The following is a 26,595-nucleotide window of genomic DNA, read 5'->3' as shown; positions in this document are numbered from 1 at the left end:
TATAAAGAGGTAATAAATCTTTAAAAATTTATGTGTTACATAAAAAATTAATGATTTATGTAATTATTTAAGGCACAATATAAAAATAGGTATATCTTAGAGTGACATTAGTTATTCTAAGGTATACCTATTTTTGTGCTAAATATTTTAAACATTGTAAAAAAAATATCAAAAACATATTGACTCTATAGTTACTATAGAGTTTATAATTAGAACTGTAAAAAGACAAAATAAATGTCAGATTTTTAGAAATTATAACAAATATAAAAGTATACTTAAAAAATTTGTATTAAGATTAAGTCAAATTGGTGAAATTTGGCAGGGAAAACGTTGTATAAATAAGTCAAACCAGGAGGGAATTAAAATGAGCAATAATATTAATCAAGATTTGGAGACAAAAATAATACATTGGGGACATAGTGCAGACCCAACGACAGGGGCATTAGCTACACCAATATGCCAAACAGCAACATTTGCAGCAAAAACAGTAGAGCATTTTGAAGAGTTATGCATGACATGGGGATATGTATATACGAGAGAATGTAATCCTACACTTACAGAGTTAGAGACTAAATTAGCTATGCTTGAAAATGCAGAAAGTGCTATATCTAGTACATCAGGCATGGGAGCAATAACATCTACTATCTTAGCATTAGTAAAAAGTGGAGACCATATAGTTAGTTCAGATGGTATATTTTCACACACTAAATTATTTATGTCTGAATTATTATCTAAATTTGGAGTGGAAGTTACATTTGTAGATGCAGTAAATCCACAAAATATAAAAGATGCAATGAAACCAAACACTAAGATAGTTTATATAGAAAGTCCTTTAAATCCATCTTTAGATTTAGTAGATATAAAAGCAATAGCAGAAATTGCTCATGAAAATAAGAGTTTAGCTATAGTTGATAGTACTTTTGGTACACCAATTATACAAAGACCAATAGATCTAGGTGCAGACTTAGTAATACATAGTCTTACTAAATTTATAAATGGACATGGAGACACTTTAGGAGGATCAGTAGCAGGTTCAAAAGAATTAATAGATTTAGTTAGATGGCCAAGTTTATGTTGTTTTACAGGAGCATCTTTACCACCAATGAGTGCATGGATGATTCTAAGAGGTATGAAAACGTTAGATATGAGAATGAAAAAGCACTGTGAAAATGGATTAGCAGTAGCAGAGTTTTTAGAGCAGGAAGAAAGTGTAGAATTAGTAAAATATCCAGCACTAAAATCTCATCCTCAATATGAACTTTGTAAAACTCAGATGAACGGTTTAGGTGGAGGAGTAGTCTCATTTAAACTAAAAGATGGTATCAATGGTTTGACAAGAGACCAAGCTAGTAGAAGATTAATGAACTCTTTAGAACTTGCAACAATAGCAACAAGTTTAGGAGAAGAGCATACATTAGTTCAAATGAATGGAGAGAATCTAATAAGAATAGCTGTAGGATTAGAATCTTCAAATGACATAATAAATGATTTTAAACAAGCAATCGAAAAATTAAAATAAAATTACATGCATAAACTTATAAATAAAAATTTTAAGGAGAGAAAATCAATGGAGAACAAAAGTAATGTTAAAAGATTTCTAATAATATTCATATTGGCATTTGGAACAACAGCTATGTATAGTTTACCATATATGAAATCATCATTTTATGACCCAATGCAACAAGCTTTAGCATTGAGTCATACACAAATAGGGAACTTATTGAGTTTATACGGATTAGTAGGAATGGTATCTTATTTTATAGGAGGATGGTTTGCGGATAGATTCTCAGTTAGAAAGCTGATAACTTTTTCTTTAATCACTTCAGGGTTACTAGGGTTTTATTTTTCAACATTCCCATCATATAGTATGATACTTTTAATATTTGTATTATGGGGATTCACAACAATATTAACTTTCTTCTCAGCATCTGTTAAAATTGTTAGAATGCAAGGAAGTGAATCAGAGCAAGGTAGAATATTTGGTTTTTATGAAGGATTATCAGGTGTATCAGGTACATTAATTTCTTTTATAGGTCTTTACTTCTTTGGTAAATTTGCTGAAATAACAATAGGATTCAAATATGTAGTATGGTTATATTCTGCAGCATCTATAATATGTGGTATACTTTTATTCTTCTTAGTAGAAGAGAAAAAAGATACTGGAGCATCAGATGAAGGTCTAAGCATTAAGTCATTATTAAAAGTAGTTACAATGCCAAAAGCTTGGTTAATTGGTCTTATAATATTTTCAACTTATCTAGTATTCTCAAGTTTAACTTATTTAAGCCCATATTTATCAGAAGTTTATGTAATGCCAATGACTCTAGTTTCAGCTCTATCAATAATTAGAACTTATGTTATAAAAATGGGAGCATCTCCTATTGCTGGTGTCATAACAGATAAAGTGGGTTCATCTATAAGAGTAATGTTTGTAGGATTTATACTAATGACAGTAAGTACAGCTGCCTACTTGGTAATTCCTAAAGGAGCGGGATTTATATGGATAGCTGTAATAAATATGATAATACTAAGTGTAATCTTATTTGGATTTAGAGGTATATACTTTGCATCTGTTTCAGAATCTAATATATCTTTAGAAACTACAGGAGCTGTAGTTGGATTTGCTTCATTTATAGGATTTTCTCCAGACGCATTTTATTACACTGTAGCAGGTAATTGGTTAGACAAATATGGACAAACAGGATATACTTATATATTCATTTTATCTGTAGTGTGTGCAGTTATAGGTATATTTGCTACTTATGCTCTAAATAAAATAAATAAAAAAGAAAATAAGAATTTGAATAACAAGATTGCTTAATAACAAGACTGATTAGATACTTATAATTATTATATAACTCTACCTATTTTTTATGAAAATGGGTAGAGTTGTTCATATTTAAATATTAAAGAAGGAAAATTAAAATATAAGAACGTGGAGATTAGATATGTTAACATTGTGGGAAAATGGAATTATAGTTATATTTGCATTTATATTATTAGGGATAGGTTATTATTTTTCTAGAAATGTAAAAGATATGGAGAGCTATTACCTAGGAAATCGAAGTTTACCATGGTCATTGATAGTAGGTACTTTAGTTGCCTCATGGTATGGGGGAGTTGGTACAGTAGGTAGTGTGGAGTATGCGGCTATATATGGGATATCTGCTTGGGCAGTTTGGTCAATAGCTGCACATATTGGAAGAATGCCTTTAGCATTATGGGTTGGACCAAGAATCCATATAAGAACCAATATAACAGTTCCTGATTTATTAGAAAGTTTTTATGGGAAACATGTTGCTATAATTGGTGCAATCTTAATGTTTATATATTGTGCACAACTTGGAGAAATAACAGCTATGGGAACTATAGGTAATGTAGCTTGGGGAATAGATAAAGAATTGATAGGCCTAATAATGGTAGTTGTAGTCGTTGTACTTACAGTACTTGGTGGACTTATGGGAGTTGCCATTACAGATATGGTATTATTTTTCTGCATGGTATTTGGTCTAACTATGGTTATGCCAGGTCAATTTGAACAAATAGGAGGTTTCCAAGGGCTTACAGAAGCACTTAAAGATGCGCCTCAGCTTATGCATCCTACAAAAGGAATGTCAGCGATGAAAGCACTGATGCTAATTGTATATTCTTTTGGAGCTTATTCAGACCCAACTTTTTATCAGAGATTTTCGGCAGCAGACTCTCCTAAAGTTGGTAGAAGAGCCTTATTAACTTGTTTCTCACTATGGATATGTTTTGATATGGTTTTAACTATGACAGGTCTTATAGTAAGAGCTACTTATCCAGAAATGGCACCAGCCGCTGGGTATATAACTTTAGTTTTGGAGACATTGCCACAAGGAATAAGAGTAATATTCATAATAGGAATTTTAGGTTCTATAGTATCAACATTAGATAGTTATTATCTAGCAGCAGGAGCTACATTAGCCAATGATATATATGGAAGAATTACTAAAAAGGAGTTATCTCAGAAACAATTAGTAAAATTTACTAGGATAGGTGTATGTTTAGCAGCAGTTATGGGACTTAGTGTAGCGTTTAGATTTGAAAATGTATATGATGCATGTATATTTGTAGGAAGTATTTGGATGGGTTCTGCATTTGTACCTATAGTAGGTGGACTTCTTGGAAGTGGAAGAAGAACATCTATGGGTGGTATTTTAGGAATGATTGTAGGAGGAGTGACTTTTGGTTACTTTAAAATATTCCCAGTTCAAAGCTTTGAGTTAGAGCCTCTTGTAGTGGCTATACCTCTTTCATTTATTGCATGGATGATTGGAAATAGAATAGGTAAGAATTTAAATACACAAAATAATCTATAAAAGGAGAAACTGCTATGTCTAAATTAGTGTCTAAGGTAAAAAAAGATTTAGAAATAAAATGGTTTGGGATAGATGGTTTTCTAGTATTATTGTACTTTTTAATAACAGGATTTATATTTTATGGTATAGTGACTAGAAATGATATTATAGTTGGCAAGATAATTCCATATGGAGTTATGACAGTTGTAGTTATAATATTTTTTGATTACATATATAGAGTTCTAAAAATGACAAGAAAAAAATAAGAAAGAGAATGATTTTATGGATATAAGAGCGTTACCTATAAAAATTACAAAAGATAAAGCTATAGATATAGCTAAAAGTGGAAAAAACTCTTTAATTAGCAAATTGATATTAAAGAATAAGGATACTCATGAAGTTAGACTTCACTATATAGAGTTTAAAATTGTTACGCTTAAAATTCATAAAAATAAATCTATTTTTATGAAGAAAAAGCATTCTAATAATATAAATGAATTGAAAATTTTGGTGAATGGTTCTACTGGTTCTGGTAGTATAGTGCAAGAGTTGCCAGTGTGTGAAATTGTTAAAAACGTAGATTGTAATATTGTACAATATAGTGATAAAGATGAAAGAAGAGTAAGAGCAAAGGCAAATAAGATGGCTATGAGGTTAACTCATAGGTTTATGGGAGGAATTCCAGAGATTGAAATAGTTAAAATCGAAAGTATTTTTAGGCCATACTGGGTAGTATTTTTTGGAAAAGTCGAATTGAATACAAGAGTTAGTTATCTCCCAATTGAAGCTGATGGCTTTGTTATAGGAATGTAAAATATTTTGCACTTATTGTATAATACATATTAAGGGAAGATGTTATATTTAGTTGTATAAGATGTCTTCTATAGTAGATAATATGATTTGCAATAAGTGCATTTTAAGTTTTACAGATTATAAAAATGGAGGAAATTAAGTCTTATGCAAAATTATGAATACAATGGATTTTATATAGAAAAGCCAATGGGAAATAATGTATTTTCATATGATAAAAGAGATAATAAGAGTATATATGTACCAAAACTTATAAGTGGCACATTAGATGATGTAAAGTTGGGTAATAAAGTAGTTTTTAATGAAGTAGATGAAAATGAGGAAATAAAAGCAATAGGATTGGAGAATATGGTCGAATATGTCCTGGGAAATAAAAAAATATATGTATTTGATAATCATAATCATGCATTTTATTTTTGGTTAAAATCTATGATGAATGATGAATTTACAAGAGGATGCAAGTTAGTACATGTAGACCAACATAAGGATACTAGAGAACCTGATAACTATGATGTAGATATAAACAATATAGAAGATGTATTTAGGTATACAAATGAGGTTTTAAATGTAGGAAGCTTTATAAAACCAGCATTGCAACATAAAATATTCTCGGAATTAATAATAATAGATAGTTTATATGGATTTGATTTAGATATAGAGCCAGAGTTTGTTCTCGATATAGATTTGGATATATTTTCAAGTGATATGGATTACATACCGTTTGATTTCAAACTGGATAAGATAAAAAACTTAATTAAAAAAGCTAAAGTCATAACAATTGCCACAAGCCCTTACTTTATAAACCAAGAGTATGCTATAAAAGTATTAAAAGAATTGTTTAATTATGATATAATATAAGAGTTAACTTTAAATAGAATATGGTATAATCAAAAAGAAGAAACTTACAATCTAACCAAAAGATTTTATACTATAAAAACTATAAAAATATAGATTTACTTAGGAGGAAAAAAGTATGAGTTTATATACTGAATGGAGAAATTTAAGCGATAATCATGAAAATCAAGAAGCAGAGGTAAAATTCTGGGAAGAATATTTAAAAATTGAAGCTGGAATATACAATGAAATATTAAACAATAAAATGGATGTTGTTGAAGGTAAAGTAAGTGAATTGGCTGAAAAATTTGGAACTACTAATGAATTTTTCATGGGATTCATAGATGGAATCAGTGAAAGTCTAAAAGAAGATATAGTTTTAGAAGATGTAGAAGCTGATAAAGAGATTTCTATAAAAATAGATTGGGAAAAATTATATAACAATATGGTGACTGTTGAAGCTCATTGGCTATATAATTTACAAGGTTGGGAAGAAATATTACCAGCAGAACAAAGAAAAGAAATAATAAAAGCGTACAAAAAATCTAAAACAGTAGTTAAAGAAGCAAAAATAGGAAGAAATGATTCATGCCCATGTGGAAGTGGTAAAAAATATAAGAAATGTTGTGGGAAGTAAGGTAGTCTTATGTTTATTTTAAGATTTGCAGACGATGATGACAATTTATCAGTTAAAGATTTTACATCTTTAACTGATTTAAAAAAATATATTAGTGAAAATGATATAGATAAAACATGGCATCAAATTGAAGAAGTTAAAAGAGTAATACCCAACTTAAAAGAGGAATAAGATTAAGTAATATAAAAAAGAATATTAAAAAATAGTTGTCAATAGTTGTCTATAAGGACAACTATTTCTATTTTTGGATATAAATATAAAATATACAGGGGGTATAAATATGAAATTTATTGATTTACATTGTGATACTATAGCAAAGCTAATGGAAAATGTAGAAACAAGTGAACTTAAGTCTAACAAGTATTCTGTTGATATAGACAGATTGAAAAAAGGGGATTCGTTAGCTCAAACATTTGCTCTTTTTGTTGATACCGAAGAAGTAAAGCATCCTTTTGATTATTGTATGAGCATGGCAAATAAATTTCATGAGGAAATGAAAAAGAATAGTGATGTAATAGCTTTAGCTACTAATTATGAAGAGATTATGAAAAATCAATCAGAAGGAAAACTTACTGCACTTTTATCTATTGAGGAGGGAGCAGTACTTGAAGGTAAGATAGAGAATTTAAAGAAATTTTACAATTTAGGGGTTAGAATGATGACAATAAGTTGGAATCATGTGAATGAATTAAGTTTTCCTCATAATAAAGTAGAGTATAGAGAAAAAGGTCTCACTGATTTTGGAAGAGAAGTAGTACATAAAATGAATGAATTGGGAATGTTAGTGGATGTTTCACATATTTCAGATGGTGGATTTTATGAAATTGCTAAGATTTCTTCTAAACCAATAATTGCTACACATTCTAATTCAAGAGCAATGATGAATCATTCTAGAAATCTAACTGATGATATGATTAGAGTATTGGCAAATAAAGGTGGAGTTACAGGTATAAACTTTTTCCATTTGTTTTTAAGTGATAAAAGCGAAAGTAAGCTTGAAGATATGGTAAGACATATAAAACATATTGTAAATGTTGGAGGAATAGATGTTGTAGCTCTAGGCTCAGATTTTGATGGAATAGATTCAAAGGTTGAGATTGAGGATATATCTCAGATGGGTAAATTATATGAACCTCTAAAAAAAGAAGGGTTTAGTGAAGATGATATAGAAAAGATATACTATAAAAATGCTTTAAGAGTGATAAAAGAAGTATTATAAGAAATGTTTTTTTGACATTAGGAAACAAAGTTTTATATCGAACATAGTATAAACTAAGATAAAAATTTATTGGAGGTTTAACTATGAAGGTAGGAGACATTGTAGCTAGAAAGTCACATAACAAAGATATAGTATTTAAAATAGTCTCTTTTGGTGTAGATGAAAATAATGAAAGAATAGCTATACTAAAGGGAATTGCATTTAGAGTAATAGCAGATGCTTATATTGATGATTTAGAATTAGTAAAAGCACCTGATATAAAAGATATATTAATAGATAAAAATGTAGAAAATTTATTATATAAGTCAGTAAGAAAAGCTAAAGAAAGACAGAAAAGAATGACAAGAGCAGTTCCAAAACTTCAATTAAATCCTAACACATATGGAATGCCTGGAAAAGTATTACAGATAGATGGAGATAAAGAATATTTAAAAATTTGTTTGGATGTATATGCTCAACTTGGAATACCTGCTGTAGGAGTGGCAGTTTCAGAACAAAATCAATATAAAGAAGTAAGAGCACTGCTAGAAAAATATAATCCGGATATACTAGTAATAACAGGTCATGATGCAATGACAATAAAAAGAGGCGATATAGAAGATATGAGTAACTATAGAAACTCTCTGAACTTTATGAAAACAGTAAAAGAAGCACGTAAATGGCAACCAAATTTGGATAATCTTGTTATATTTGCAGGAGCATGCCAATCAAATTATGAAAAAATAATAAGTGCAGGAGCAAATTATGCAAGTTCACCTGGAAGAATAATGATACATGCTTTAGACCCAGTTTTTGTAGTGGAGAAAATTGCTTGTTCAAGAATCGATGTAGTAGTGCCTATTGATGAGGTTATAGAGCAGACTATTACAGGTGTTAAGGGGATTGGTGGCTCTGAAACAAGAGGCAAATTTAGATGGGCAATGCCAAAAACAATATTGCATTAAAAAAAAATAGAATAATTATACTGTATATCTTCAAAAATAGTATTGACATTTTTGCAAAAAATATATAAAATAATTAGTTTAAACATTTGACAAAAATGTTTATATGTGATATTATGTAAACATATAAACGTTAAAGAAGGTGATATTGTGGCTACTGTTCAAACTCTAGATAAGATAAGAGTAAGCTTAGAGAGACATATAGGAAAGAAAATATTGTTGAAAGCTAATAAAGGAAGAAAGCAGATTATTACAAAAGAGGGTATACTAGAAAAAGTTTATCCAAGCGTGTTCGTTATAAAATTAGATGATGAAAGTAATGGATATCCTAGGGTATCTTATAGTTACTCAGATTTATTAACATCTAATGTAAAATTGCAAGTTTTTAGAGATCAAGATAAATTACAGATAAGTTAAAATTATACCTATTAAAAATAGGTGTAATTTTTTTTTTGCTCCTTAAATATAAATATAGTGTGATACTTTTATAATACTTAAGGAGGTAAACTATGGAATTAATTAAAGATGTAATAAAGATTGACAATAGAATAGACTTCGGGAAATTTCAAACATTTATTGAGGCGGAGGCGGTAGTACCAGACAAAAAATTAGATGTATATGAAATCGTAAAGACAGAAGGATACATATCACTTAAAAAAATTGAAATGGCAGATGGGAAGATACTTTGTAGAGGAAGTTTTAATTATAATGTAATTTATATTGCAGATGATAAAAATACTATTTCTAATGTAGATGGAAAAGTAGATATAAACGAAGTTATAGAGAAAGATAATGTTGTTCAAGATATGGAATACATGTTATTCTCAGAAGTAGAGCATATGGATTGTACTATAATGAATGAGAGAAAAATCAAAGTAGGAGCTCTTATGAATATAAGAGGAAGTTTATTTGAAAAGCAAAGATTAGATATAGTAAAAGATGTATCACAAGTAGAGGGGATACAGAAACATAGAAAAGAAATTTGTTTCCAAGATATAGTTGGAATAGAAAAAGCAGAAAGTTCTATAAGAGATACTATAACTATAAATACAGAAGAAATTCAGTCTATAATAAGTTTAAATCCATCTATTAGAGTAAAAGAAAGTAGAGTGACTGATAATAAGGTTATCATTGGTGGAGTATTGGAAATAAATCCATTAGCTTGTACATATGAGGGTGAACTTGTAGAGTTAGATAGAGTAGGTATTGAGTTTACTCAATTTGTAGAGGTGCCTGGAGTTAGTGATGGCATGATTGAAGAAGTCTTGTTGTCTATGTCAGACTTCAATCATATCTTCAAACAAAATAGTGAAAGTAATACAGGTCTTCTAGAAATAGATTGTATGGCTTCTTGTAAAGTAAAAGTTACAGATGAAGTGACAAGAGAGGTATTGCAAGATGCATATTCTCCTCAAAAAATAATAAAATTTGATCATAAGCCTATTCAATTAAACAAGACTCTAAGAAATAGCGAAGAGACATTTATGGTTAGAGAAGGCATAAGAAATGATAATGATGATATACAAATAAAAGATATTGTAAGCGTTTGTCCAACTATGTCTATAGAAAATAGTTATATTGAAGAAAATAAAAGTATTATACAAGGGATTATAAAAGTTGAGATTTTATTTGTTCCAGTTGAGGGTCTAAAATTAGTTTATAAAATTAGTGAAGAAATTCCATTTGAACATGATATAGAGATGGATAACTTAACTGATACAGCATCTGTGTTTAATACAGCATGTATTGATAAAATTGAAGTTGATTTAAATAGAGATCAAATAGATTTAGTTATAAAAATTAAGCGATTTACTGAGGCACTAGACAAGAAGGCAGAAAACTTTATAATCAAAGGTGAAGACCAAGGTGTATATGACTTGTCTAAAGCTCCTAGTATAATTGTATATATATGTAAAGAGGGCGATACTTTCTGGAATATCGCAAAAAAATACAATACAACAGAAAATGAAATTGCAGAGCTTAATGATATAAAACTGGATGAACCAATTAAGCCTGGCAAGTGTCTTATTTTAGAAAAAAAAGTCGTATTAGTAGATTAATATTAAAAAATTTAAAGTAATTAAGTATAATAGGGTATTATAATACCCTATTATTTTATTTTTTGTAGTATAATATTATTGTTAGTGATGCATTATTCTTTAAACAAGGAGGATAGAATGGATTTTATAAAACTAAAAAGTAAGGCAAAAATAAATTTATCCATTGATGTCTTAGGAAAAAGGCAAGATGGTTATCATTTTGTTGAAATGATAATGCAAACGATAGATTTATACGATATAGTAAAATTAAAAGGATTAAATGAAGATGAAATAAAGGTAAAAAGCACTAGTTTAGATATTCCTTTAGATGAAGATAATATTGTTTATAAAGCCGCCAAAATACTTAAGAATAAATTTGATATAAAAAAAGGTGTAGAAATATTCATAGAAAAAAATATCCCTGTAGCAGCAGGAATGGCTGGAGGAAGTTCTAATGCAGCTGCGGTATTAGTAGGTCTAAATCAATTATGGAAGCTTGAATTATCTGAAGATGAATTAAAAGACATAGGATTTAATTTAGGAGCAGATGTTCCATTTTGTATATCAGGACAACCTGCTTTAGCTCAAGGAGTTGGAGAAGAGCTAACTAATATCAAAGGTTTGCCATGTGATATAAATATATTGATATGCAAACCAGATTTATTTGTTTCTACTAAGGAAGTTTATCAAGGTTTAGATTTGAATAATATTCAAAAAAGACCAAATAATAAATGTTTGATAGAGTGTTTAAAGTCTGAAGACATAAAAGCTTTATCAGAAAATATGGTAAATGTTCTTGAAAATGTTACTATAAGTAAACATAAAGAAATAGATAATATAAAGCAAGTCATGATGAAAAATAATGCTTTAGGTTCTATGATGAGTGGAAGTGGTCCTACAGTTTTTGGACTATTTGAAAGTAAAGAAGATGCTCTAATTGGAAAAAAAGAATTATTAAAAAAATATAAACAGGTATATGTTGTTAATAGCAGTCAAAAAGGGGTTGAAATTTGTGGAGAATTTAACTAAACTGAACTTGGATAATTACAAGCCATTGAGAGATGTAGTTTTTGAGAATTTAAGAGAAGCAATCTTAGAAGGAAAATTAAAGCCTGGTCAAAGGCTAATGGAAGTACAACTAGCAGAACAATTAGGAGTAAGTAGAACTCCAGTAAGAGAGGCAATAAGAAAGCTTGAATTAGAAGGTTTAGTTGTTATGTTGCCTAGAAAAGGTGCTTATGTAGCAAATATGTCATTAAAAGATATTATGGATGTATTAGAAGTAAGAGCGAGTTTGGAAGGTTTAGCAGCATATCTTGCAGCTGAAAGAATCAGTGATGAAGATATCAAAAAACTTAAAGATATATCAGAAGACTTTAAAAAAAGCACTTTAGAATGTGATGTAGATTCATTATTAAGACTTGATGTAGAATTTCATGAATGTATATTTAAAGCAACAAACAATAAAAAATTAATCCAATTGATAAACTCACTATGGGAACAAGTATATAGGTTTAGAGTTACTTACATGTCTGATTATGACACATCGCACAATATCGTTGAAGAACATAGATATTTACTTGATGCTATAATTAAAGGAGATAGTGAATTATCTAAGCAATATGCTACTGAACATATAGAAAAAGCAGAACAGTTTATGATAGATAAAGCTATGATTAATAAAGACTTATAAAATATAAAGTAAAAAAAGCTATTTTAAAATGATTATAATCATTTTAAAATAGCTTTTTTTATTAATATTAAAAAATATTATGAATAAATTAAATTAAATTGGACATAATTGATGATATAAATTTATCTTAAGGGGGAATTTTCAGTGAGAAAAGTTAAGATTAGATTGGGATTATTAATATTAAGTTTTATATCAGTTATATCAATAATGACAATAGTAATAAATGGTGAAGTAAAAAAAGTCGATAATATATCAAAAGACTATAAAGATAAATTAATAAGATTTCATGTTATAGCAAATAGTAATACAGATGAAGACCAAGCACTTAAATTAAAAGTTAGAGATGAAGTGATAAAATATCTACAACCTAAGCTTCAAAATTCAAAAAGTATAGAAGAAAGTGAAGCAATTATAAAAAGAGAATATAGTAGTTTGGAAGAAATAAGTAAAAATATTATTCTTGAAAATGGATATAATTACAGTGTAAAGGTAGGTATACAATATAGTAATTTTCCTACTAAACAATATTCTAATATAGTTCTTCCAGCTGGTGAATATAAAGCTTTAAAAATTATCATTGGAAAAGGTGAAGGGAAAAATTGGTGGTGTGTCATGTTTCCTCCATTATGTTTTGTTGATGAATCTAATGGAGTGATAGATAAATCTACAGATGATAAGTTGAAAGAAGTATTAACAGATAAAGAATATAAGTTGATAAAACAAGATACACCAAAGAAAACAAGTAGAGTAAAAATTAAGTTTAAGGTACTTGAAGTAGTAAAAGATTTAGAGAAAAAGTTCTAAAAATAAGATTTTAAGGAGTGGTTTTAATCATGGACAGGTGGAGTAAACTGATGGCTATACTATTAGCTTTTACTTGTATATTTATGCCTATTGAAGAGGTGTTTGCATATGAACCAGCAGAGAAAGTTAATAAAATAAATAAAAAAGAAGAAAATATAGCAAAGAAGGAAGTCATAAATTTATCTAATGACGATTTGATGCTATTATCTAGGTTGGTTGCAGGAGAAGCTAGAGGAGAAAGCTATGAGGGACAGGTCGCTGTAGCAGCTGTAGTAATAAATAGGATATTGGACCCTAGATTTCCAGACACAATAGAAGAAGTCATATATCAAAAAAATGCGTTCTCAGTTGTGCTTGATGGTTCGATAAATATGGCACCAACAGATTCAGCATGTAAAGCAGCTCAAGATGCACTTTATGGAACTGACCCAACTAATAAAGCAGTATATTTCTGGAATCCAGAAATAGCCACTTGCAAATGGATAAATAGACTAAGTCCATATATGAGAATAGGAAATCATGTGTTTGCAAAATAAATATAAATTTTGAGTAGTGAAAGGAGTTGTCTTTTTCTAGAAATTATTTTCTAATTTGAGATAGCTCCTTTATTTTTTGTGTAAAATAAACTATAATAATCATTTAGGTAATAATATATTAACTATGAATATAAATATAAATTTTAGCGATAAATAAGTTGTTGTTAAACACAAAAATGTAAAGTAGGTGTTGTATAAAGATGAGTAATAAGCCAATAGGAGTTTTTGATTCAGGATTAGGTGGATTAACAGTTCTAAAAGAGATAATGAAAATATTACCAAATGAGGATATAATATACTTTGGAGATACTGCCAGAATACCATATGGTTCAAGATCTAAAGAAACCATAATTAAATATACGTTTCAAGCTATAAACTTTCTAAAGACTAAAGATGTAAAAGCTATAGTTATAGCATGTAATACTGCTACTGCAAGGAGTTTAAAAGAAGCCCAAGAAAAATATGATATACCTATAATTGGTGTTATAGAAGCAGGAGCTAGAACTGCTGTAAGTTCTACAAAAAACAAAATTGTAGGAATAATAGGAACTGAGGGAACTATAAGTTCAAAAGCATATAATTTAGAAATATCTAAAATAGATGAAAGCATAGAAATTGTTAACAAAGCATGCCCTTTATTTGTACCTATTGTTGAAGAAGGATGGGCAAATACAGAAGTAGCTAAATTAACAGCAAAGATATATTTACAAGAATTAAAAGAAAAGAATATAGACTCTTTGGTATTAGGATGTACTCATTACCCTATTTTGAAGAGAACAATAGGCGAAGAAGTTGGAGAACATATAAAACTGGTTAACCCAGCTAAAGAGACTGCTAAAGATTTAAAGACTATTTTAGAAGTACAAAATATGATAAATAACAAAGAAGTTCATGGAGCATATCAATATTATGTATCAGACATACATGAAAAGTTTTCGGATATAGCAAGAGAATTCTTAAAGAAAAAGATTGATAAGATTCAAAAAGTAGAAATACAAAAATATTAGCGTATATGAAGAATCTATGGAGGGAAAATCGTTGAGTGTAAAAATAAGTATAAATACTAGACAGTATGATGAAAAAGGAAATATGGACACCATAGAGATGACTACCTTTGGTAAAATTTTTTATAAAAATGATGGAATATATGTTATTTACAAAGAAAAAGAAGAAAATATAGAGATAACTAATACTATAAAGATACTTAAAGATAAAGTTAGTATCAAAAAATTTGGTGCTATTAATTCAACAATGTTGTTTAAGTGTGGAGAAAATAGCACTACAAAATATGTGACCCCACAAGGTACTTTATTAATTGATATTAATACAAGGGAATTGGATATAAATATACAAGAAGGGGAACACATAAAATTGAAAATAGACTATAATATAAAGATACAAGATTTATTTTTAGGTAGGAATAAAATAGATATATACATAGGTATTAAATAATAACTATAGCTATTTTCTAGAAATTTTATAAAGGTAGTGAAAAAACTACCTTTTATTTAATTTATTTGGTATTATTATATTTATATTAAACTTTAATTTCTTAAAATTGATACAAGGGTTTAGCGTTTTTTTATAGAAAGTATACTTAAAAGTGAATAAAACTAAGTGTAAGAGGGATAAATATGATATTTGATAAGGTACTAGGTACTATAAATAAACATAATTTAATACAAAAAGGCGATAAAATAGTTTTAGGTCTTTCTGGAGGGCCTGATTCGGTTTGTTTATTGCATGTACTAAATAGATTAAAACAAGATTTTAATATAGAAATATATGCAGCACATTTAAATCATCAGATAAGAGGGATAGAAGCTCAAAAAGATGCATTATATGTATCTAAACTTTGTGAGGAAATGGGAATTGTATTCTTTGTAAAGTCTATTAATGTACCAAAATATTGTGAAAATGAGGGAGTGTCATTAGAAGAAGGAGCAAGGAAATTAAGATATGAAATGTTTTTTGAAATTAAGGATAAGATTAAAGCTAATAAGATAGCCATAGGTCATAATCTTAATGACCAAGCTGAAACTGTTATGATGCGTATCATGAGAGGAACAGGTCTAACAGGTTTAAAAGGAATTGATTATATTAGAGATAATTGTATAATTAGACCAATATTAGATGTGGAAAGAAGTGATATAGAGGATTATTGTGAAGCTTATAATTTAAATCCTAGAATAGATAAAACAAATTTAGAGAATATATACACTAGAAATAAGATAAGGTTAGACCTTTTACCATATATGAAGGATAATTTTAATTCAAATGTAATAGAATCTATAGTGAGGATGAGCAATAGTTTAAAAATTGATAACGATTATATTGAGAAAGAGGCAGAGGCTAAATTTATAGAAGTTTCAAGTGTAAAAGAAAAGGGCTTTGTAGAGATAAATTTAGACGATTTTATTTGCTTACATGATGCTATCAAAGTTAGGGTTCTTAGAAATTCTATAAAACATATACTAGGAGATACTAATTTTGTTGACCAGAGACATATAGAGGATATAATGTCTTTAGAGGATAATTCAAAAGTAAATAAAATGTTAACTCTTCCAAGAAATATATTTGTTTATAGAAAAAAAGACAGTATAATATTAACCAATGAGGAAATTGTTAATGAGGAGATTGAATTTTATTACAATGTACCTAGTAATGGGTTTATTAAAATAAAAGAATCAAAACAAATTATTGAGACCCAAGTAATGAGTATAGATAGGTATAAGAGTATGAAATTAGACAATTCATCTAAAGGGTTTGATTTTAATAAGGTAAAAGGGGGTATAGTAATAAGGAGCAGAAGGCAAGGTGATAAGATAAAACTTGCTATGGGAAGTAAAAAAGTGAAGGATTTATTCATAGATTTAAAAATCCCAAGAGAAGAAAGATGCAAAATTCCTATAGTCGCAGATAGTGAAGGGATAATATGTGTTGGAGATTATAAAATCAGTGAGAATTATAAAATTGATGAGAACACAAAAGAAGTATTAAAAATTAATTTTAACAAATTATAGAGCAAAGCAATGTATGAAAGGAGGGCTTCTATATTGAATAAGTTGCTAAAAGGGGCAGGTTTTTATCTACTTGTTTTTATAATTATAGTGGGTATAGTTCAATTCTCAGGTAAGCCTACAGAAAAAATAAAAGATTTAAAATTCTCTGAAGTATATAGAGAATTAACCGATGAGAATATATCAAGATTATACTTTGTAAATCAAACTTCGGTGGAAGGTACTATAAAAGATACAAATACAAAGTTTAAGTCATATGTTCCAACAGAAGTAATGGGAAATAAACTTGCAGATGAGGTGTTAGACCAAGCCAAAGCTGGGAAACTAACTTTTGGTGGTGAAGCTAAGCCATCTACACCTTGGTTTGTCGAAATGTTGCCTACATTACTGTTAATATTCTTTATGGTAATTCTTTGGTTCGTATTTATGAATCAGTCTCAAGGTGGAGGCGGAAAGGTTATGAGCTTTGGTAAATCAAAGGCTAAGGTTCATAAAGATGATGAAAAAACTAGAGTTACATTTAAGGATGTGGCTGGATTAGATGAAGAAAAAGAAGATTTACAGGAAGTAGTAGACTTCTTAAAGAATCCTAAGAAATATATTGAATTGGGTGCAAGAATACCAAAAGGTATGCTTATGGTAGGTCCTCCTGGAACTGGTAAAACATATCTATCTAGGGCTGTCGCAGGGGAAGCAGGAGTTCCATTCTTTAGTATAAGTGGTTCTGATTTCGTTGAGATGTTTGTTGGAGTTGGTGCTTCGAGAGTAAGAGATTTATTTGAACAAGCTAAGAAAAGTGCTCCAGCCATAATATTTATAGACGAGATTGATGCAGTTGGTAGAAAAAGAGGTGCAGGTCTTGGTGGAGGTCATGATGAAAGAGAGCAGACTCTTAATCAGCTTCTAGTTGAAATGGATGGATTTGGAGTAAACCAAGGTATAATAATCATGGCTGCTACAAATAGACCAGATATACTTGACCCAGCATTACTTAGACCAGGAAGATTTGACAGACAAGTTGTTGTTGGTACACCAGATGTAAAAGGAAGAGAGGCTATATTTAAAGTTCATTCAAGAAATAAGCCACTAAGTGATGATGTTAAAATGGATGTATTAGCTAGAAGAACACCAGGATTTACTCCTGCAGATATAGAGAACTTAATGAATGAAGCTGCAATATTGACAGCTAGAAAAAGAGAAAAGAAAATTAAGATGGAAACTATAGAAGAAGCTATAACTAAGGTTATAGCAGGTGTGGCTAAAAAATCAAAAGTAATAAGTGAAAAAGAAAGAAGACTTACAGCATATCATGAAGGTGGGCATGCAGTTTGTGCTCATGTACTTGAGGAGGTAAGTCCTGTTCATCAAGTTACAATAGTACCAAGAGGAAGAGCTGGAGGATTTACAATGCAGCTTCCTGTTGAAGATAAATTCTATGCTACAAAAAATGAAATGAAAGAAAATATTGTAGTTTTACTTGGAGGTAGAGTAGCAGAAGAGTTAGTACTTAAAGATGTATCTACAGGTGCTTCAAATGACTTAGAAAGAGTTACAGCTACTGCAAGAAGTATGGTAACAAAATATGGGATGAGTTCTAAGCTTGGTCCAATGTCATTTGATAGTGATGATGAAGTGTTCTTAGGTAATAGTTTTTCAAGTAAGAGAAATTATTCTGAAGAAGTTGCCTTTGAGATAGACCAAGAAACAAAACGTATAGTTGATGGTGCATACGATAAGACAAGAAGTATACTACAAGAAAATATGGAGAGATTAGAGTATGTGGCACAAGCCTTACTTATATATGAAACTTTAGATGCAGAACAATTTGTAAAAGCGTTCAATAAAGAATTACCACTAAATGATATTGAAAATGCAATTACAGAGGAAAATTCGCCTAAAGAAGTTGAAGAACAACTAACTATAAAATTAGAAAAAGATGAAGAAAGAAACAATGTTATTGATATAAATAAAAATTTAGATAATAAATCTGATGAAGATAAATAATTTTAAAATATTGGTCATTTTAAAATTATTATCTGTTATGGATTAAATACTAAAACTGAAAGTATAATATTAAATTACTGAGCAGAGTATATTTGCAGGTGTTAATTTGATTGATACTTTCAGTTTTTTTATTATTTTACAAAGGTTTAAGTAAAATATCTACATAAAATATAAATCTGATTATGATAACATATTGAAAAGGAAATTTGAAATTAATAGTATTAAAAGTCTATGAATAATGTATAATTATTTATTAGAAGAAAATAAGTCATGAAATCATGTCATATTAGAGGTGAAATATGCGAGATAAGATAATAGAAATTATATTAAATAATAAATCTGAATTTATTTCAGGAGAAGAATTATCAAAACAATTAGGAGTATCACGTGCAGCTATATGGAAACATATGAAGGCTCTAAAAGAAGAAGGATATAATATAGAGTCTGTAAATAAGAAAGGATATAGATTATCAGAAAACCCAACTGATTTATTAAGTCCCCAGAATATTTACTATAAATTAAATACAGAGTTTATTGGAAAGAATGTCATACATCTTGAAACTATAGATTCAACTAATGAATATGCAAAAAGAATAGCTACAAATAATATAGATGGAACTGTGATTTTAAGTGAACATCAGGATATGGGAAAAGGTCGATTGGGAAGAAACTGGGATTCTAAACCTCATGAAGGAGTCTGGATGAGCATTATTTTGAAACCAGATATGGAACCATTTAAAGCACCATTTATAACTTTAATAGCAGGGGCAAGTGTAACAAAGGCTTTAAATAATTTAGGAGCAAATACTCTAATAAAATGGCCAAATGATGTTATTTTAAATGGTAAAAAAATATGTGGTATATTAACAGAGTTATCTGCTGAGATTGAAAGAACAAACTATGTTGTTCTTGGAATTGGAATAAATGTTAAGACAATGGATTTTGAACCAGAAATAGCTGAGAAAGCTACATCACTATATAAAGAAGGATATAAATTATCTAGAGTAGATATTGTTAGAAATGTATTGACTGAATTTGAAAAATTGTATTTAGATTATATTGTAAATAACTCTAGAGAAAAAACTTTAAAAATGTGTAGAGATTATTCTGCAATTATAGATAAAAATATATATGTATTAAAAGGTAATGATAAGGAATTAGTGAAATGTATGGACATAAATGAGGATGGAAATTTGTTAGTTCAAAGCAGTGATGGAAATGTAAAAGAAATCATTTCAGGTGAAGTTTCTATAAGAGGAGAGAAGGGATATGTATAATAGTATTTTGGATGTAGAAGGTCTAAAGGTTGGGCAAGTGGAGGATAGAGATGGTCTTACTGGATGTACAGTAGTAATATGTGAAGAAGGAGCTACTTGTGGTGTTGATGTAAGAGGTTCTGCTCCAGGGACTAGAGAAACCGATTTATTGGACCCTGTGAATATGGTTCAAAAAGTTCATGCAGTAGTTTTGGCTGGTGGTTCTGCATATGGTCTTGAATCTACTTGTGGTGTAAGTAGATACTTAGAGGAAAAAGGAATTGGATTTGATGTAGGTGTAGGAAAAGTACCTATAGTTGTTGGAGCAGTGTTATTTGATTTGGGAGCAGGAGATTTTAAGTGTAGACCAGATTTACAAATGGGTTATAGAGCTTGTGAAGTCGCAAGCAAGGATATTTTAAATCAAGGAAATTATGGAGCAGGATGTGGAGCCACTGTTGGAAAGATAAGAGGCCAAGGGTATGCCATGAAAGGTGGTATAGGTAGTTATTCCATAAAATTGGATAATGGTCTAATTGTATCTGCATTGGTTGCTGTAAATGCTCTTGGAGATGTTTATGAAAATGGTAAGGTTATAGCAGGGGCTTTAAATGATAAAAAGACAGAGACTATTGATACATATAAGCTAATGAAACAAGGTGAAAGTAAAGGTGGATTTAGTATAGATAATACTACAATTGGAGTAATTGCAACAAATGCTAAGTTAACTAAAGCTGAATGTAAAAAGATATCTCAAATGGGGCATGATGGTTATGCAAAAGCCATTTTTCCTATTCACACACCTCATGATGGAGATACAATATTCACAATATCAACAGGAAAAATAGAAACAGATATAACATTATTAGGTTCATTAGCTGTAGAAGCAGTAGAAAAAAGTATAATAAATGCGGTGAAAAAAGCAGATAGTGTAAAAAATATAATAGCGTATAAAGATATAGTAAAAAAACGAGAAATATGATGAAATTAGCATATTTTTCTTGTCAAATTGTTGACAATAGTAATTCGTCTTGATAAAATTATTCTTGTTAGAGCGGGCATCCTAGAATGGTAGCCTGACTCAGAAATATAAGAAAAAAGACCGAAAAACAAAAAAATTAAGTAGTCCGGCATCGTTATGAGCTGGAACGGAGGTGTATTTTTTATGATGAACACAAGTGCATCAGTAAGAAAAGTAAATGTAAGAAAAATGACTATAATAGGAGTACTATCAGCTATTTCTATTATGCTATCTATGACTCCATTGGGATTTATTCCAGTTGGACCTACAAAAGCAACTATAATGCATATACCAGTTATTATTGGGGCTATTATAGAGGGGCCAATAGTTGGGGGTGCAATAGGGTTTATATTTGGAGTATCAAGTCTCTTAAATGCTATAATAAATCCAACCATAACATCCTTTGTTTTTATAAATCCGTTAGTTTCAATATTACCAAGAGTTATGATAGGTATATTGGCTTATTATGTATATCAATTAATAATTAAGGCTACAAATAAGGTATACATATCAGGTTTAATTACAGGAGCGATAGGTTCCTTGTTAAATACAGCTGGAGTTTTAGGAATGATATATGTCTTATATGCTGACAAATATCTTCATGCAATGGGTCAAAGTGGTTCAGCAGGAAAAGTAATAATGGCTCTTGCCGCAGCAAATGGAGTACCAGAAGCAATAGTAGGAGCTTTAGTAGTAGCTGCCGTTGCCACTGTACTTAAGAAAAGCAAAAAATAGAAAGAAGGTTAATGACATATGCTTCTAGTATTTGATGTTGGAAATACTAATATGGTTTTAGGTATATATAAAGGTGATAAATTAGTTAATTATTGGAGAATTAAAACAGATAGAGAAAAAACATCTGATGAATATGGAATCCTAATAAGTAGCTTATTTGAGTATGATAATGTGGATATAAATTCTATTAATGATGTGATAATATCATCTGTAGTACCAAATGTTATGCATTCTCTTGAAAACTTTTGTATAAAATACTGTAAAAAACATCCATTAATAGTAGGTCCAGGCATAAAAACAGGTCTAAATATAAAATATGATAATCCAAAGCAAGTCGGAGCAGACAGAATAGTTAATGCTGTAGCAGGAATAGAAAAATATGGAGCACCAAGTATACTTGTTGACTTTGGAACAGCAACTACGTTTTGCGCTATCTCTGAAAAAGGTGAATATCTAGGTGGAACAATAGCGCCAGGAATAAAAATATCTAGTGAGGCATTATTTCAAAGTGCGTCTAAATTACCTAGAGTAGAATTAACTAAACCAGGTATGACTATTTGTAAGAGTACTGTATCAGCTATGCAATCTGGAATAATTTATGGATATGTTGGTTTAGTGGATAAAATAATAAGCATGATGAAGAAAGAATTAAATTGTGATGATGTTAAAGTTATAGCTACAGGTGGATTAGCTAAACTGATTGCTTCAGAGACAAAAAGTATAGATTATGTAGATGGTTTTTTAACACTAGAAGGATTAAGAATAATATATGAAAAAAACCAAGAATAATTAATATACAGGGAATTGGGTTATATATCCAATTCCCTTTTTATGATAGTTTCATAGCTTTATGTGGTATATTATAATGAGGAAATATGAACTTTAAAATCAAATCGTAAAATAAAGGAAAAAAATAGGAGAAAAGCAATGAAAATAGGAAATTTAGAATTGAAAAATAAAGTTTTTCTATCACCTATGGCAGGAGTAACAGACCTACCATTTAGATTAATTTGTAAAGAACAAGGTTGTGGACTTTTATATACAGAAATGATAAATGGTAAGGCACTTTGCTATGATGATGAAAATACTAAAAAAATGCTTAAGATAGAAGAGGAAGAACATCCAGTAGCTGTTCAGATATTTGGCTCAGAGCCAGATTTTATGGGAAGAGCAGCAGAGATAATGAATGATTATTCAAATGAGATTCTCGATATAAATATGGGATGTCCAGCTCCAAAAGTAGTTAAAAATGGAGATGGGTCAGCACTTATGAAAAATCCTAAGCTCGCGGAGAAGGTATTAAAGGCAGTGGTGAAGAATTCAAAAAAGCCAGTAACTTTAAAGATAAGGAAAGGGTGGGATGATAATAGTGTAAATGCTGTTGAAATAGCAAAGATAGCAGAAGCTTGTGGAATAAGTGCTCTAGCGATACATGGAAGGACTAGAGAACAGTTTTATACAGGTAAAGCAGATTGGAATATAATCGCAGAAATTAAGAAAAATTTAAACATACCTGTTATAGGAAATGGTGATGTATTTACAATAGAAGATTCAATAAATATGTTAGACAAAACTGGTTGTGATGCTATAATGATAGGTAGGGGTGCTCAAGGTAACCCATGGATATTCAAAAGAATAAATCATTATATGAATACAGGTGAGATTTTGCCAGAGCCAACTCTTAACGAAAAAATAAGTACTGCCATTAAGCATTTAAAACTTGCAGTAGAAGAGCATGGAGAGTATGTAGCTGTAAGAGAAATGAGGAAACACATCGCTTGGTATTTAAAAGGACTTAGGAATTCTGCAAGATTAAGGGATGAAATTAACAAAATAGAAGACTATCAAGAAGTTGTGTCGAAATTGGAGTACTATATGGAAGACTCCTTGACATAAAAATAATAGTGACTTATAATATAGCGCATAAATTAAAAAAAGATTATAAAATTTTTAAAATATAATTAGGAAAATTCCTAAGAAATCTGTGAAGGAGTTGTATTTATAATGGAAGAAAATAAAGAGTTTTTATTGACACAAGAGGGATATGATAAATTAGAAGAAGAATTAGAAAACTTAAAGGTTGTAAAGAGAAAAGAAGTTGCAGAGAGAATCAAGGTTGCTATATCTTTTGGTGATTTATCTGAAAATGCTGAGTATGATGAAGCTAAAAAGGAACAAGCACAAGTTGAAGAAAGAATTCTAAAATTAGAAAATATGGTTAGAAAAGCTGTTATCATAGATGAAAGCAAAATAGACCTTAATGTTGTCACAATAGGATCAATAGTTAAAGTTAAGGATTTAGAATTTGATGAAGATGTTGAATATACTATAGTTGGTTCGACAGAAGCAGACCCATATGATGGTAAAATATCAAACGAGTCTCCTGTAGGGAAAGCACTTTTAGGTAGAGCTGTAAAAGAGATTGTAGAAGTGCAAGTTCCTGATGGAGTTGCTAAGTTTGAAATATTAGAAATAAGAAGATAATCTGGAGGAAAAAAATGAAAAATAATCAACAAAGCAATGAAGAAGCACAAATTCAGGAAGACCTTAGTGAAGTACTTCAAGTAAGAAGAGATAAACTAAAAAAATTACAAGAATCAGATAGAGACCCTTTTAAAGAAAGTAGATATGATAGAACTCATTATTCTACTGAGATAAAAGATAACTTTGATTCTCTTGAAAGTAAAACTACAAAAATAGCAGGACGTATAATGAGTAAGAGAATACAAGGTAAGGCTGGTTTTATAGATATTCAAGACCAAGAAGGAAGAATTCAATCTTATGTAAGATTAGATGCTATAGGGGAAGAAGAGTATAGTGTATTTTCAACATATGATATTGGAGATATAGTTGGAATTGAAGGGGAAATATTTAAAACTAAAAAGGGTGAGATATCTGTAAAGGCTAAATCTGTAGTATTACTATGTAAATCTTTACAAGTACTACCAGAAAAATATCATGGATTAAAAGACCAAGAATTAAGATATAGACAAAGATATGTTGACTTAATAGTAAATCCAGAAGTAAAAAATGCTTTTTTAACTAGAACAAAAGCGTTAAAAGCATTGAGAACATACTTAGATGATAGAGGATTTTTAGAGGTTGAGACTCCAATATTAAATACTATAGCAGGTGGAGCAAATGCTAGACCATTTATAACTAACCATAATACTTTACATATACCAATGTATTTAAGAATAGCTAATGAATTATACTTAAAGAGACTTATTGTTGGTGGATTTGATAAAGTTTATGAAATGGGAAGAATGTTTAGAAATGAAGGTATGGATTTAAAACACAATCCTGAATATACTGCAATAGAACTATATCAAGCATATGCTGATTATACTGATATGATGGAAATAACAGAAAATGTTATCGCACATATGGCAGAAGTTGCTACAGGAAGCATGATAATTAACTATCAAGGAACAGAAATAAACTTTACACCTCCTTGGAAAAGAATGAGCATGGAAGAGTGTGTTAAAGAGTATTCTGGGGTAGATTTTTCTACTATAGATACAGACGAAGAAGCGTTAGAAGTTGCTAAAGAAAAAGGTATAGAAATAAAACCTGGAATGAGAAGAGGAGAAGTAATAAATGCTTTCTTTGAAGAGTTTGGAGAAGATAAGTTAATCCAACCAACATTTATAACTCATCATCCAGTTGAAGTATCTCCATTATCTAAAAGAAATAATGAAGACCCAAGAAGAACTGATAGATTTGAAGCATTTGCCAATAGATGGGAATTAGCTAATGCGTTTTCTGAACTTAATGACCCAATTGACCAAAAAGGAAGATTCATGGACCAATTGAGAAAAAGAGAATTAGGTGATGATGAAGCCTTTGAAATGGATGAAGACTTCTTAAAAGCATTAGAGGTAGGTTTACCTCCTACAGGAGGATTAGGAATCGGTATAGATAGAGTAATTATGTTATTAACTAACTCTCCATCTATAAGAGATGTATTATTATTCCCTACTATGAAACCTATTGATAATAATCTAAATAAAGAAGAAGAGAACTAAAAAATATAAGCATTCTACTAAGTTTTAAATTAAGTATAGCTGTTAAATTAGCAATAAATAGCTTTATTTTATTTAAAGTGTTACTGTAGAATGCTTTTTATATGTGACAAATTACTTTTTAGATATTTAATTTATAAATTACCAACAAACATTAAAAAATGATATTAATTTTTGTTGATTGAGACTTTATATTTAGAAAATATGATTGAAAGTAATTTATTATGAAAATATTTAGAATAATTTTTGAGAAGGTAAAAGGAATATTTTCTGAGAATACTATATATAAAAAATTATTGGGGGAATGTCTGATGTTTCAAGTAATTGATTTTTTATGTTTATTCTGTGTTGGATTTTTAGTTCTTGATGTTATGGTATATTTTTGTAAAGATGCAATGGATATCTTTGAAAGTACAACTAAGGTTAATAAAGTTAAGAGCATAAATGTTTGGGCAGATAGAGTCAGAGCTAATTCATATTCTTATGAAAATAAAATTGCAAAATAGGTAAAACTATATATGCAGGTATTGCTTGTAATATCAAGGGTTATATCTATTAGTTTTAATTAAATTTATTAAAAAAAACAAAGAGTTATAACCTTTTTAGAAATAAAAAATAAAAAAATATTGAAAAAGTGTTGACGAAACATTTTTAAGATGATATAGTATTACTTGTCCTTAAGAAAAGGGCAAACATGAA

The 26,595-nt window shown here is 29.4% G+C and carries 28 protein-coding genes; all 28 read left to right on the top strand.

Going from position 1 to position 26,595, the window contains the following annotated elements:
• Window positions 1–364 precede the first annotated feature (364 nt).
• The 28 genes from Q3304_RS17825 to Q3304_RS17690 all read left to right on the top strand — a co-directional run bounded on the left by Q3304_RS17825 (window position 365) and on the right by Q3304_RS17690 (window position 26,402).
• A complete protein-coding gene (locus Q3304_RS17825; protein ID WP_054277785.1) occupies window positions 365–1,519 on the top strand; it encodes a PLP-dependent aspartate aminotransferase family protein in 1,155 nt (384 codons plus the stop codon).
• A gap of 48 nt (window positions 1,520–1,567) precedes the next feature.
• Window positions 1,568–2,821 (top strand): nitrate/nitrite transporter, encoded by a 1,254-nt coding sequence (locus tag Q3304_RS17820; RefSeq protein ID WP_054272007.1) that lies wholly within the window; start codon window positions 1,568–1,570, stop codon window positions 2,819–2,821.
• A gap of 127 nt (window positions 2,822–2,948) precedes the next feature.
• Window positions 2,949–4,343: a sodium:solute symporter family protein gene (locus Q3304_RS17815; protein WP_054277784.1), complete on the top strand. Its 1,395-nt coding sequence runs from the start codon at window positions 2,949–2,951 to the stop codon at window positions 4,341–4,343.
• A 14-nt stretch (window positions 4,344–4,357) separates the two neighbouring features.
• Window positions 4,358–4,588 carry a hypothetical protein gene (locus Q3304_RS17810; RefSeq protein WP_054272005.1) on the top strand — a complete coding sequence of 77 codons (231 nt, stop codon included), beginning with the start codon at window positions 4,358–4,360 and terminating at the stop codon, window positions 4,586–4,588.
• Window positions 4,589–4,604: 16 nt separating this feature from the next.
• A complete protein-coding gene (locus tag Q3304_RS17805) occupies window positions 4,605–5,135 on the top strand; it encodes a hypothetical protein (protein WP_407814916.1) in 531 nt (176 codons plus the stop codon).
• A 144-nt stretch (window positions 5,136–5,279) separates the two neighbouring features.
• Window positions 5,280–5,990, top strand: coding sequence for a UPF0489 family protein (locus Q3304_RS17800; protein ID WP_407814917.1), 711 nt, complete (start codon window positions 5,280–5,282; stop codon window positions 5,988–5,990).
• Between the two features lie 115 nt (window positions 5,991–6,105).
• On the top strand, window positions 6,106–6,603 hold the full coding sequence (locus tag Q3304_RS17795) for an SEC-C metal-binding domain-containing protein (RefSeq protein WP_407814918.1): 498 nt from the start codon (window positions 6,106–6,108) through the stop codon (window positions 6,601–6,603).
• A gap of 9 nt (window positions 6,604–6,612) precedes the next feature.
• Window positions 6,613–6,774, top strand: a complete 162-nt coding sequence (locus tag Q3304_RS17790; RefSeq protein ID WP_054272001.1) for a hypothetical protein — start codon at window positions 6,613–6,615, stop codon at window positions 6,772–6,774.
• 109 nt (window positions 6,775–6,883) lie between these two features.
• Complete coding sequence (locus Q3304_RS17785) at window positions 6,884–7,822, top strand: dipeptidase (RefSeq protein WP_054277782.1); 939 nt, start codon at window positions 6,884–6,886, stop codon at window positions 7,820–7,822.
• A gap of 83 nt (window positions 7,823–7,905) precedes the next feature.
• Entirely contained in the window at window positions 7,906–8,766 is an 861-nt protein-coding gene (yabG, locus tag Q3304_RS17780; protein ID WP_407814919.1) for a sporulation peptidase YabG, read from the top strand.
• A gap of 147 nt (window positions 8,767–8,913) precedes the next feature.
• Entirely contained in the window at window positions 8,914–9,180 is a 267-nt protein-coding gene (locus tag Q3304_RS17775; RefSeq protein WP_009892135.1) for a Veg family protein, read from the top strand.
• Between the two features lie 92 nt (window positions 9,181–9,272).
• Window positions 9,273–10,823 carry an SPOCS domain-containing protein gene (locus Q3304_RS17770; RefSeq protein ID WP_054271999.1) on the top strand — a complete coding sequence of 517 codons (1,551 nt, stop codon included), beginning with the start codon at window positions 9,273–9,275 and terminating at the stop codon, window positions 10,821–10,823.
• A gap of 117 nt (window positions 10,824–10,940) precedes the next feature.
• Window positions 10,941–11,831: a 4-(cytidine 5'-diphospho)-2-C-methyl-D-erythritol kinase gene (gene ispE / locus Q3304_RS17765; protein ID WP_407814920.1), complete on the top strand. Its 891-nt coding sequence runs from the start codon at window positions 10,941–10,943 to the stop codon at window positions 11,829–11,831.
• Complete coding sequence (locus tag Q3304_RS17760) at window positions 11,815–12,495, top strand: GntR family transcriptional regulator (protein WP_223195706.1); 681 nt, start codon at window positions 11,815–11,817, stop codon at window positions 12,493–12,495. Before ispE ends, Q3304_RS17760 begins: the two co-directional genes overlap by 17 nt.
• 144 nt (window positions 12,496–12,639) lie before the next feature.
• Complete coding sequence (gene spoIIR / locus Q3304_RS17755) at window positions 12,640–13,299, top strand: stage II sporulation protein R (RefSeq protein ID WP_054271996.1); 660 nt, start codon at window positions 12,640–12,642, stop codon at window positions 13,297–13,299.
• Window positions 13,300–13,349: 50 nt separating this feature from the next.
• The gene (locus tag Q3304_RS17750) at window positions 13,350–13,835 is read left to right on the top strand and encodes a cell wall hydrolase (protein ID WP_054271995.1); all 486 of its coding nucleotides are present in this window, start codon (window positions 13,350–13,352) and stop codon (window positions 13,833–13,835) included.
• Between the two features lie 200 nt (window positions 13,836–14,035).
• Window positions 14,036–14,842 carry a glutamate racemase gene (gene murI / locus Q3304_RS17745; protein WP_054271994.1) on the top strand — a complete coding sequence of 269 codons (807 nt, stop codon included), beginning with the start codon at window positions 14,036–14,038 and terminating at the stop codon, window positions 14,840–14,842.
• 16 nt (window positions 14,843–14,858) lie between these two features.
• Window positions 14,859–15,287 (top strand): DUF1934 domain-containing protein, encoded by a 429-nt coding sequence (locus Q3304_RS17740; RefSeq protein WP_054271993.1) that lies wholly within the window; start codon window positions 14,859–14,861, stop codon window positions 15,285–15,287.
• Between the two features lie 182 nt (window positions 15,288–15,469).
• Complete coding sequence (tilS, locus tag Q3304_RS17735) at window positions 15,470–16,858, top strand: tRNA lysidine(34) synthetase TilS (protein WP_054271992.1); 1,389 nt, start codon at window positions 15,470–15,472, stop codon at window positions 16,856–16,858.
• 33 nt (window positions 16,859–16,891) lie between these two features.
• Complete coding sequence (gene ftsH / locus Q3304_RS17730) at window positions 16,892–18,859, top strand: ATP-dependent zinc metalloprotease FtsH (protein WP_407815143.1); 1,968 nt, start codon at window positions 16,892–16,894, stop codon at window positions 18,857–18,859.
• A 299-nt stretch (window positions 18,860–19,158) separates the two neighbouring features.
• Window positions 19,159–20,136: a biotin--[acetyl-CoA-carboxylase] ligase gene (locus Q3304_RS17725; RefSeq protein ID WP_054271990.1), complete on the top strand. Its 978-nt coding sequence runs from the start codon at window positions 19,159–19,161 to the stop codon at window positions 20,134–20,136.
• Window positions 20,129–21,097 (top strand): P1 family peptidase, encoded by a 969-nt coding sequence (locus tag Q3304_RS17720; RefSeq protein ID WP_407815142.1) that lies wholly within the window; start codon window positions 20,129–20,131, stop codon window positions 21,095–21,097. Before Q3304_RS17725 ends, Q3304_RS17720 begins: the two co-directional genes overlap by 8 nt.
• Window positions 21,098–21,280: 183 nt before the next feature.
• Entirely contained in the window at window positions 21,281–21,871 is a 591-nt protein-coding gene (locus tag Q3304_RS17715; protein WP_021386471.1) for an ECF transporter S component, read from the top strand.
• A gap of 18 nt (window positions 21,872–21,889) precedes the next feature.
• The gene (locus Q3304_RS17710) at window positions 21,890–22,660 is read left to right on the top strand and encodes a type III pantothenate kinase (protein ID WP_021386477.1); all 771 of its coding nucleotides are present in this window, start codon (window positions 21,890–21,892) and stop codon (window positions 22,658–22,660) included.
• Between the two features lie 138 nt (window positions 22,661–22,798).
• Window positions 22,799–23,767 carry a tRNA dihydrouridine synthase DusB gene (dusB, locus tag Q3304_RS17705; RefSeq protein WP_054277779.1) on the top strand — a complete coding sequence of 323 codons (969 nt, stop codon included), beginning with the start codon at window positions 22,799–22,801 and terminating at the stop codon, window positions 23,765–23,767.
• 108 nt (window positions 23,768–23,875) lie between these two features.
• On the top strand, window positions 23,876–24,355 hold the full coding sequence (gene greA, locus Q3304_RS17700) for a transcription elongation factor GreA (protein WP_054271987.1): 480 nt from the start codon (window positions 23,876–23,878) through the stop codon (window positions 24,353–24,355).
• Between the two features lie 14 nt (window positions 24,356–24,369).
• Window positions 24,370–25,899, top strand: coding sequence for a lysine--tRNA ligase (gene lysS / locus Q3304_RS17695; RefSeq protein WP_407815141.1), 1,530 nt, complete (start codon window positions 24,370–24,372; stop codon window positions 25,897–25,899).
• 308 nt (window positions 25,900–26,207) lie between these two features.
• Window positions 26,208–26,402, top strand: coding sequence for a hypothetical protein (locus Q3304_RS17690; RefSeq protein WP_054271985.1), 195 nt, complete (start codon window positions 26,208–26,210; stop codon window positions 26,400–26,402).
• Window positions 26,403–26,595: the final 193 nt, after the last annotated feature.

Origin of the sequence: Clostridioides sp. GD02377 (assembly GCF_045899875.1) — a bacterium.
Taxonomy (GTDB): domain Bacteria; phylum Bacillota; class Clostridia; order Peptostreptococcales; family Peptostreptococcaceae; genus Clostridioides; species Clostridioides difficile_A.
This window is presented reverse-complemented; position numbering and strand designations above follow the sequence as displayed.

Bases quoted from the DNA above. Each gene is read 5' to 3' on its own strand.
- Q3304_RS17825 (WP_054277785.1), top strand. From the start codon at position 365: ATGAGCAATAATATTAATCAAGATTTGGAGACAAAAATAATACATTGG.
- Q3304_RS17820 (WP_054272007.1), top strand. From the start codon at position 1,568: ATGGAGAACAAAAGTAATGTTAAAAGATTTCTAATAATATTCATATTG.
- Q3304_RS17815 (WP_054277784.1), top strand. From the start codon at position 2,949: ATGTTAACATTGTGGGAAAATGGAATTATAGTTATATTTGCATTTATA.
- Q3304_RS17810 (WP_054272005.1), top strand. From the start codon at position 4,358: ATGTCTAAATTAGTGTCTAAGGTAAAAAAAGATTTAGAAATAAAATGG.
- Q3304_RS17805 (WP_407814916.1), top strand. From the start codon at position 4,605: ATGGATATAAGAGCGTTACCTATAAAAATTACAAAAGATAAAGCTATA.
- Q3304_RS17800 (WP_407814917.1), top strand. From the start codon at position 5,280: ATGCAAAATTATGAATACAATGGATTTTATATAGAAAAGCCAATGGGA.
- Q3304_RS17795 (WP_407814918.1), top strand. From the start codon at position 6,106: ATGAGTTTATATACTGAATGGAGAAATTTAAGCGATAATCATGAAAAT.
- Q3304_RS17790 (WP_054272001.1), top strand. From the start codon at position 6,613: ATGTTTATTTTAAGATTTGCAGACGATGATGACAATTTATCAGTTAAA.
- Q3304_RS17785 (WP_054277782.1), top strand. From the start codon at position 6,884: ATGAAATTTATTGATTTACATTGTGATACTATAGCAAAGCTAATGGAA.
- yabG (WP_407814919.1), top strand. From the start codon at position 7,906: ATGAAGGTAGGAGACATTGTAGCTAGAAAGTCACATAACAAAGATATA.
- Q3304_RS17770 (WP_054271999.1), top strand. From the start codon at position 9,273: ATGGAATTAATTAAAGATGTAATAAAGATTGACAATAGAATAGACTTC.
- ispE (WP_407814920.1), top strand. From the start codon at position 10,941: ATGGATTTTATAAAACTAAAAAGTAAGGCAAAAATAAATTTATCCATT.
- Q3304_RS17750 (WP_054271995.1), top strand. From the start codon at position 13,350: ATGGCTATACTATTAGCTTTTACTTGTATATTTATGCCTATTGAAGAG.
- murI (WP_054271994.1), top strand. From the start codon at position 14,036: ATGAGTAATAAGCCAATAGGAGTTTTTGATTCAGGATTAGGTGGATTA.
- Q3304_RS17740 (WP_054271993.1), top strand. From the start codon at position 14,859: ATGGAGGGAAAATCGTTGAGTGTAAAAATAAGTATAAATACTAGACAG.
- tilS (WP_054271992.1), top strand. From the start codon at position 15,470: ATGATATTTGATAAGGTACTAGGTACTATAAATAAACATAATTTAATA.
- Q3304_RS17725 (WP_054271990.1), top strand. From the start codon at position 19,159: ATGCGAGATAAGATAATAGAAATTATATTAAATAATAAATCTGAATTT.
- Q3304_RS17720 (WP_407815142.1), top strand. From the start codon at position 20,129: ATGTATAATAGTATTTTGGATGTAGAAGGTCTAAAGGTTGGGCAAGTG.
- Q3304_RS17715 (WP_021386471.1), top strand. From the start codon at position 21,281: ATGATGAACACAAGTGCATCAGTAAGAAAAGTAAATGTAAGAAAAATG.
- Q3304_RS17710 (WP_021386477.1), top strand. From the start codon at position 21,890: ATGCTTCTAGTATTTGATGTTGGAAATACTAATATGGTTTTAGGTATA.
- dusB (WP_054277779.1), top strand. From the start codon at position 22,799: ATGAAAATAGGAAATTTAGAATTGAAAAATAAAGTTTTTCTATCACCT.
- greA (WP_054271987.1), top strand. From the start codon at position 23,876: ATGGAAGAAAATAAAGAGTTTTTATTGACACAAGAGGGATATGATAAA.
- lysS (WP_407815141.1), top strand. From the start codon at position 24,370: ATGAAAAATAATCAACAAAGCAATGAAGAAGCACAAATTCAGGAAGAC.
- Q3304_RS17690 (WP_054271985.1), top strand. From the start codon at position 26,208: ATGTTTCAAGTAATTGATTTTTTATGTTTATTCTGTGTTGGATTTTTA.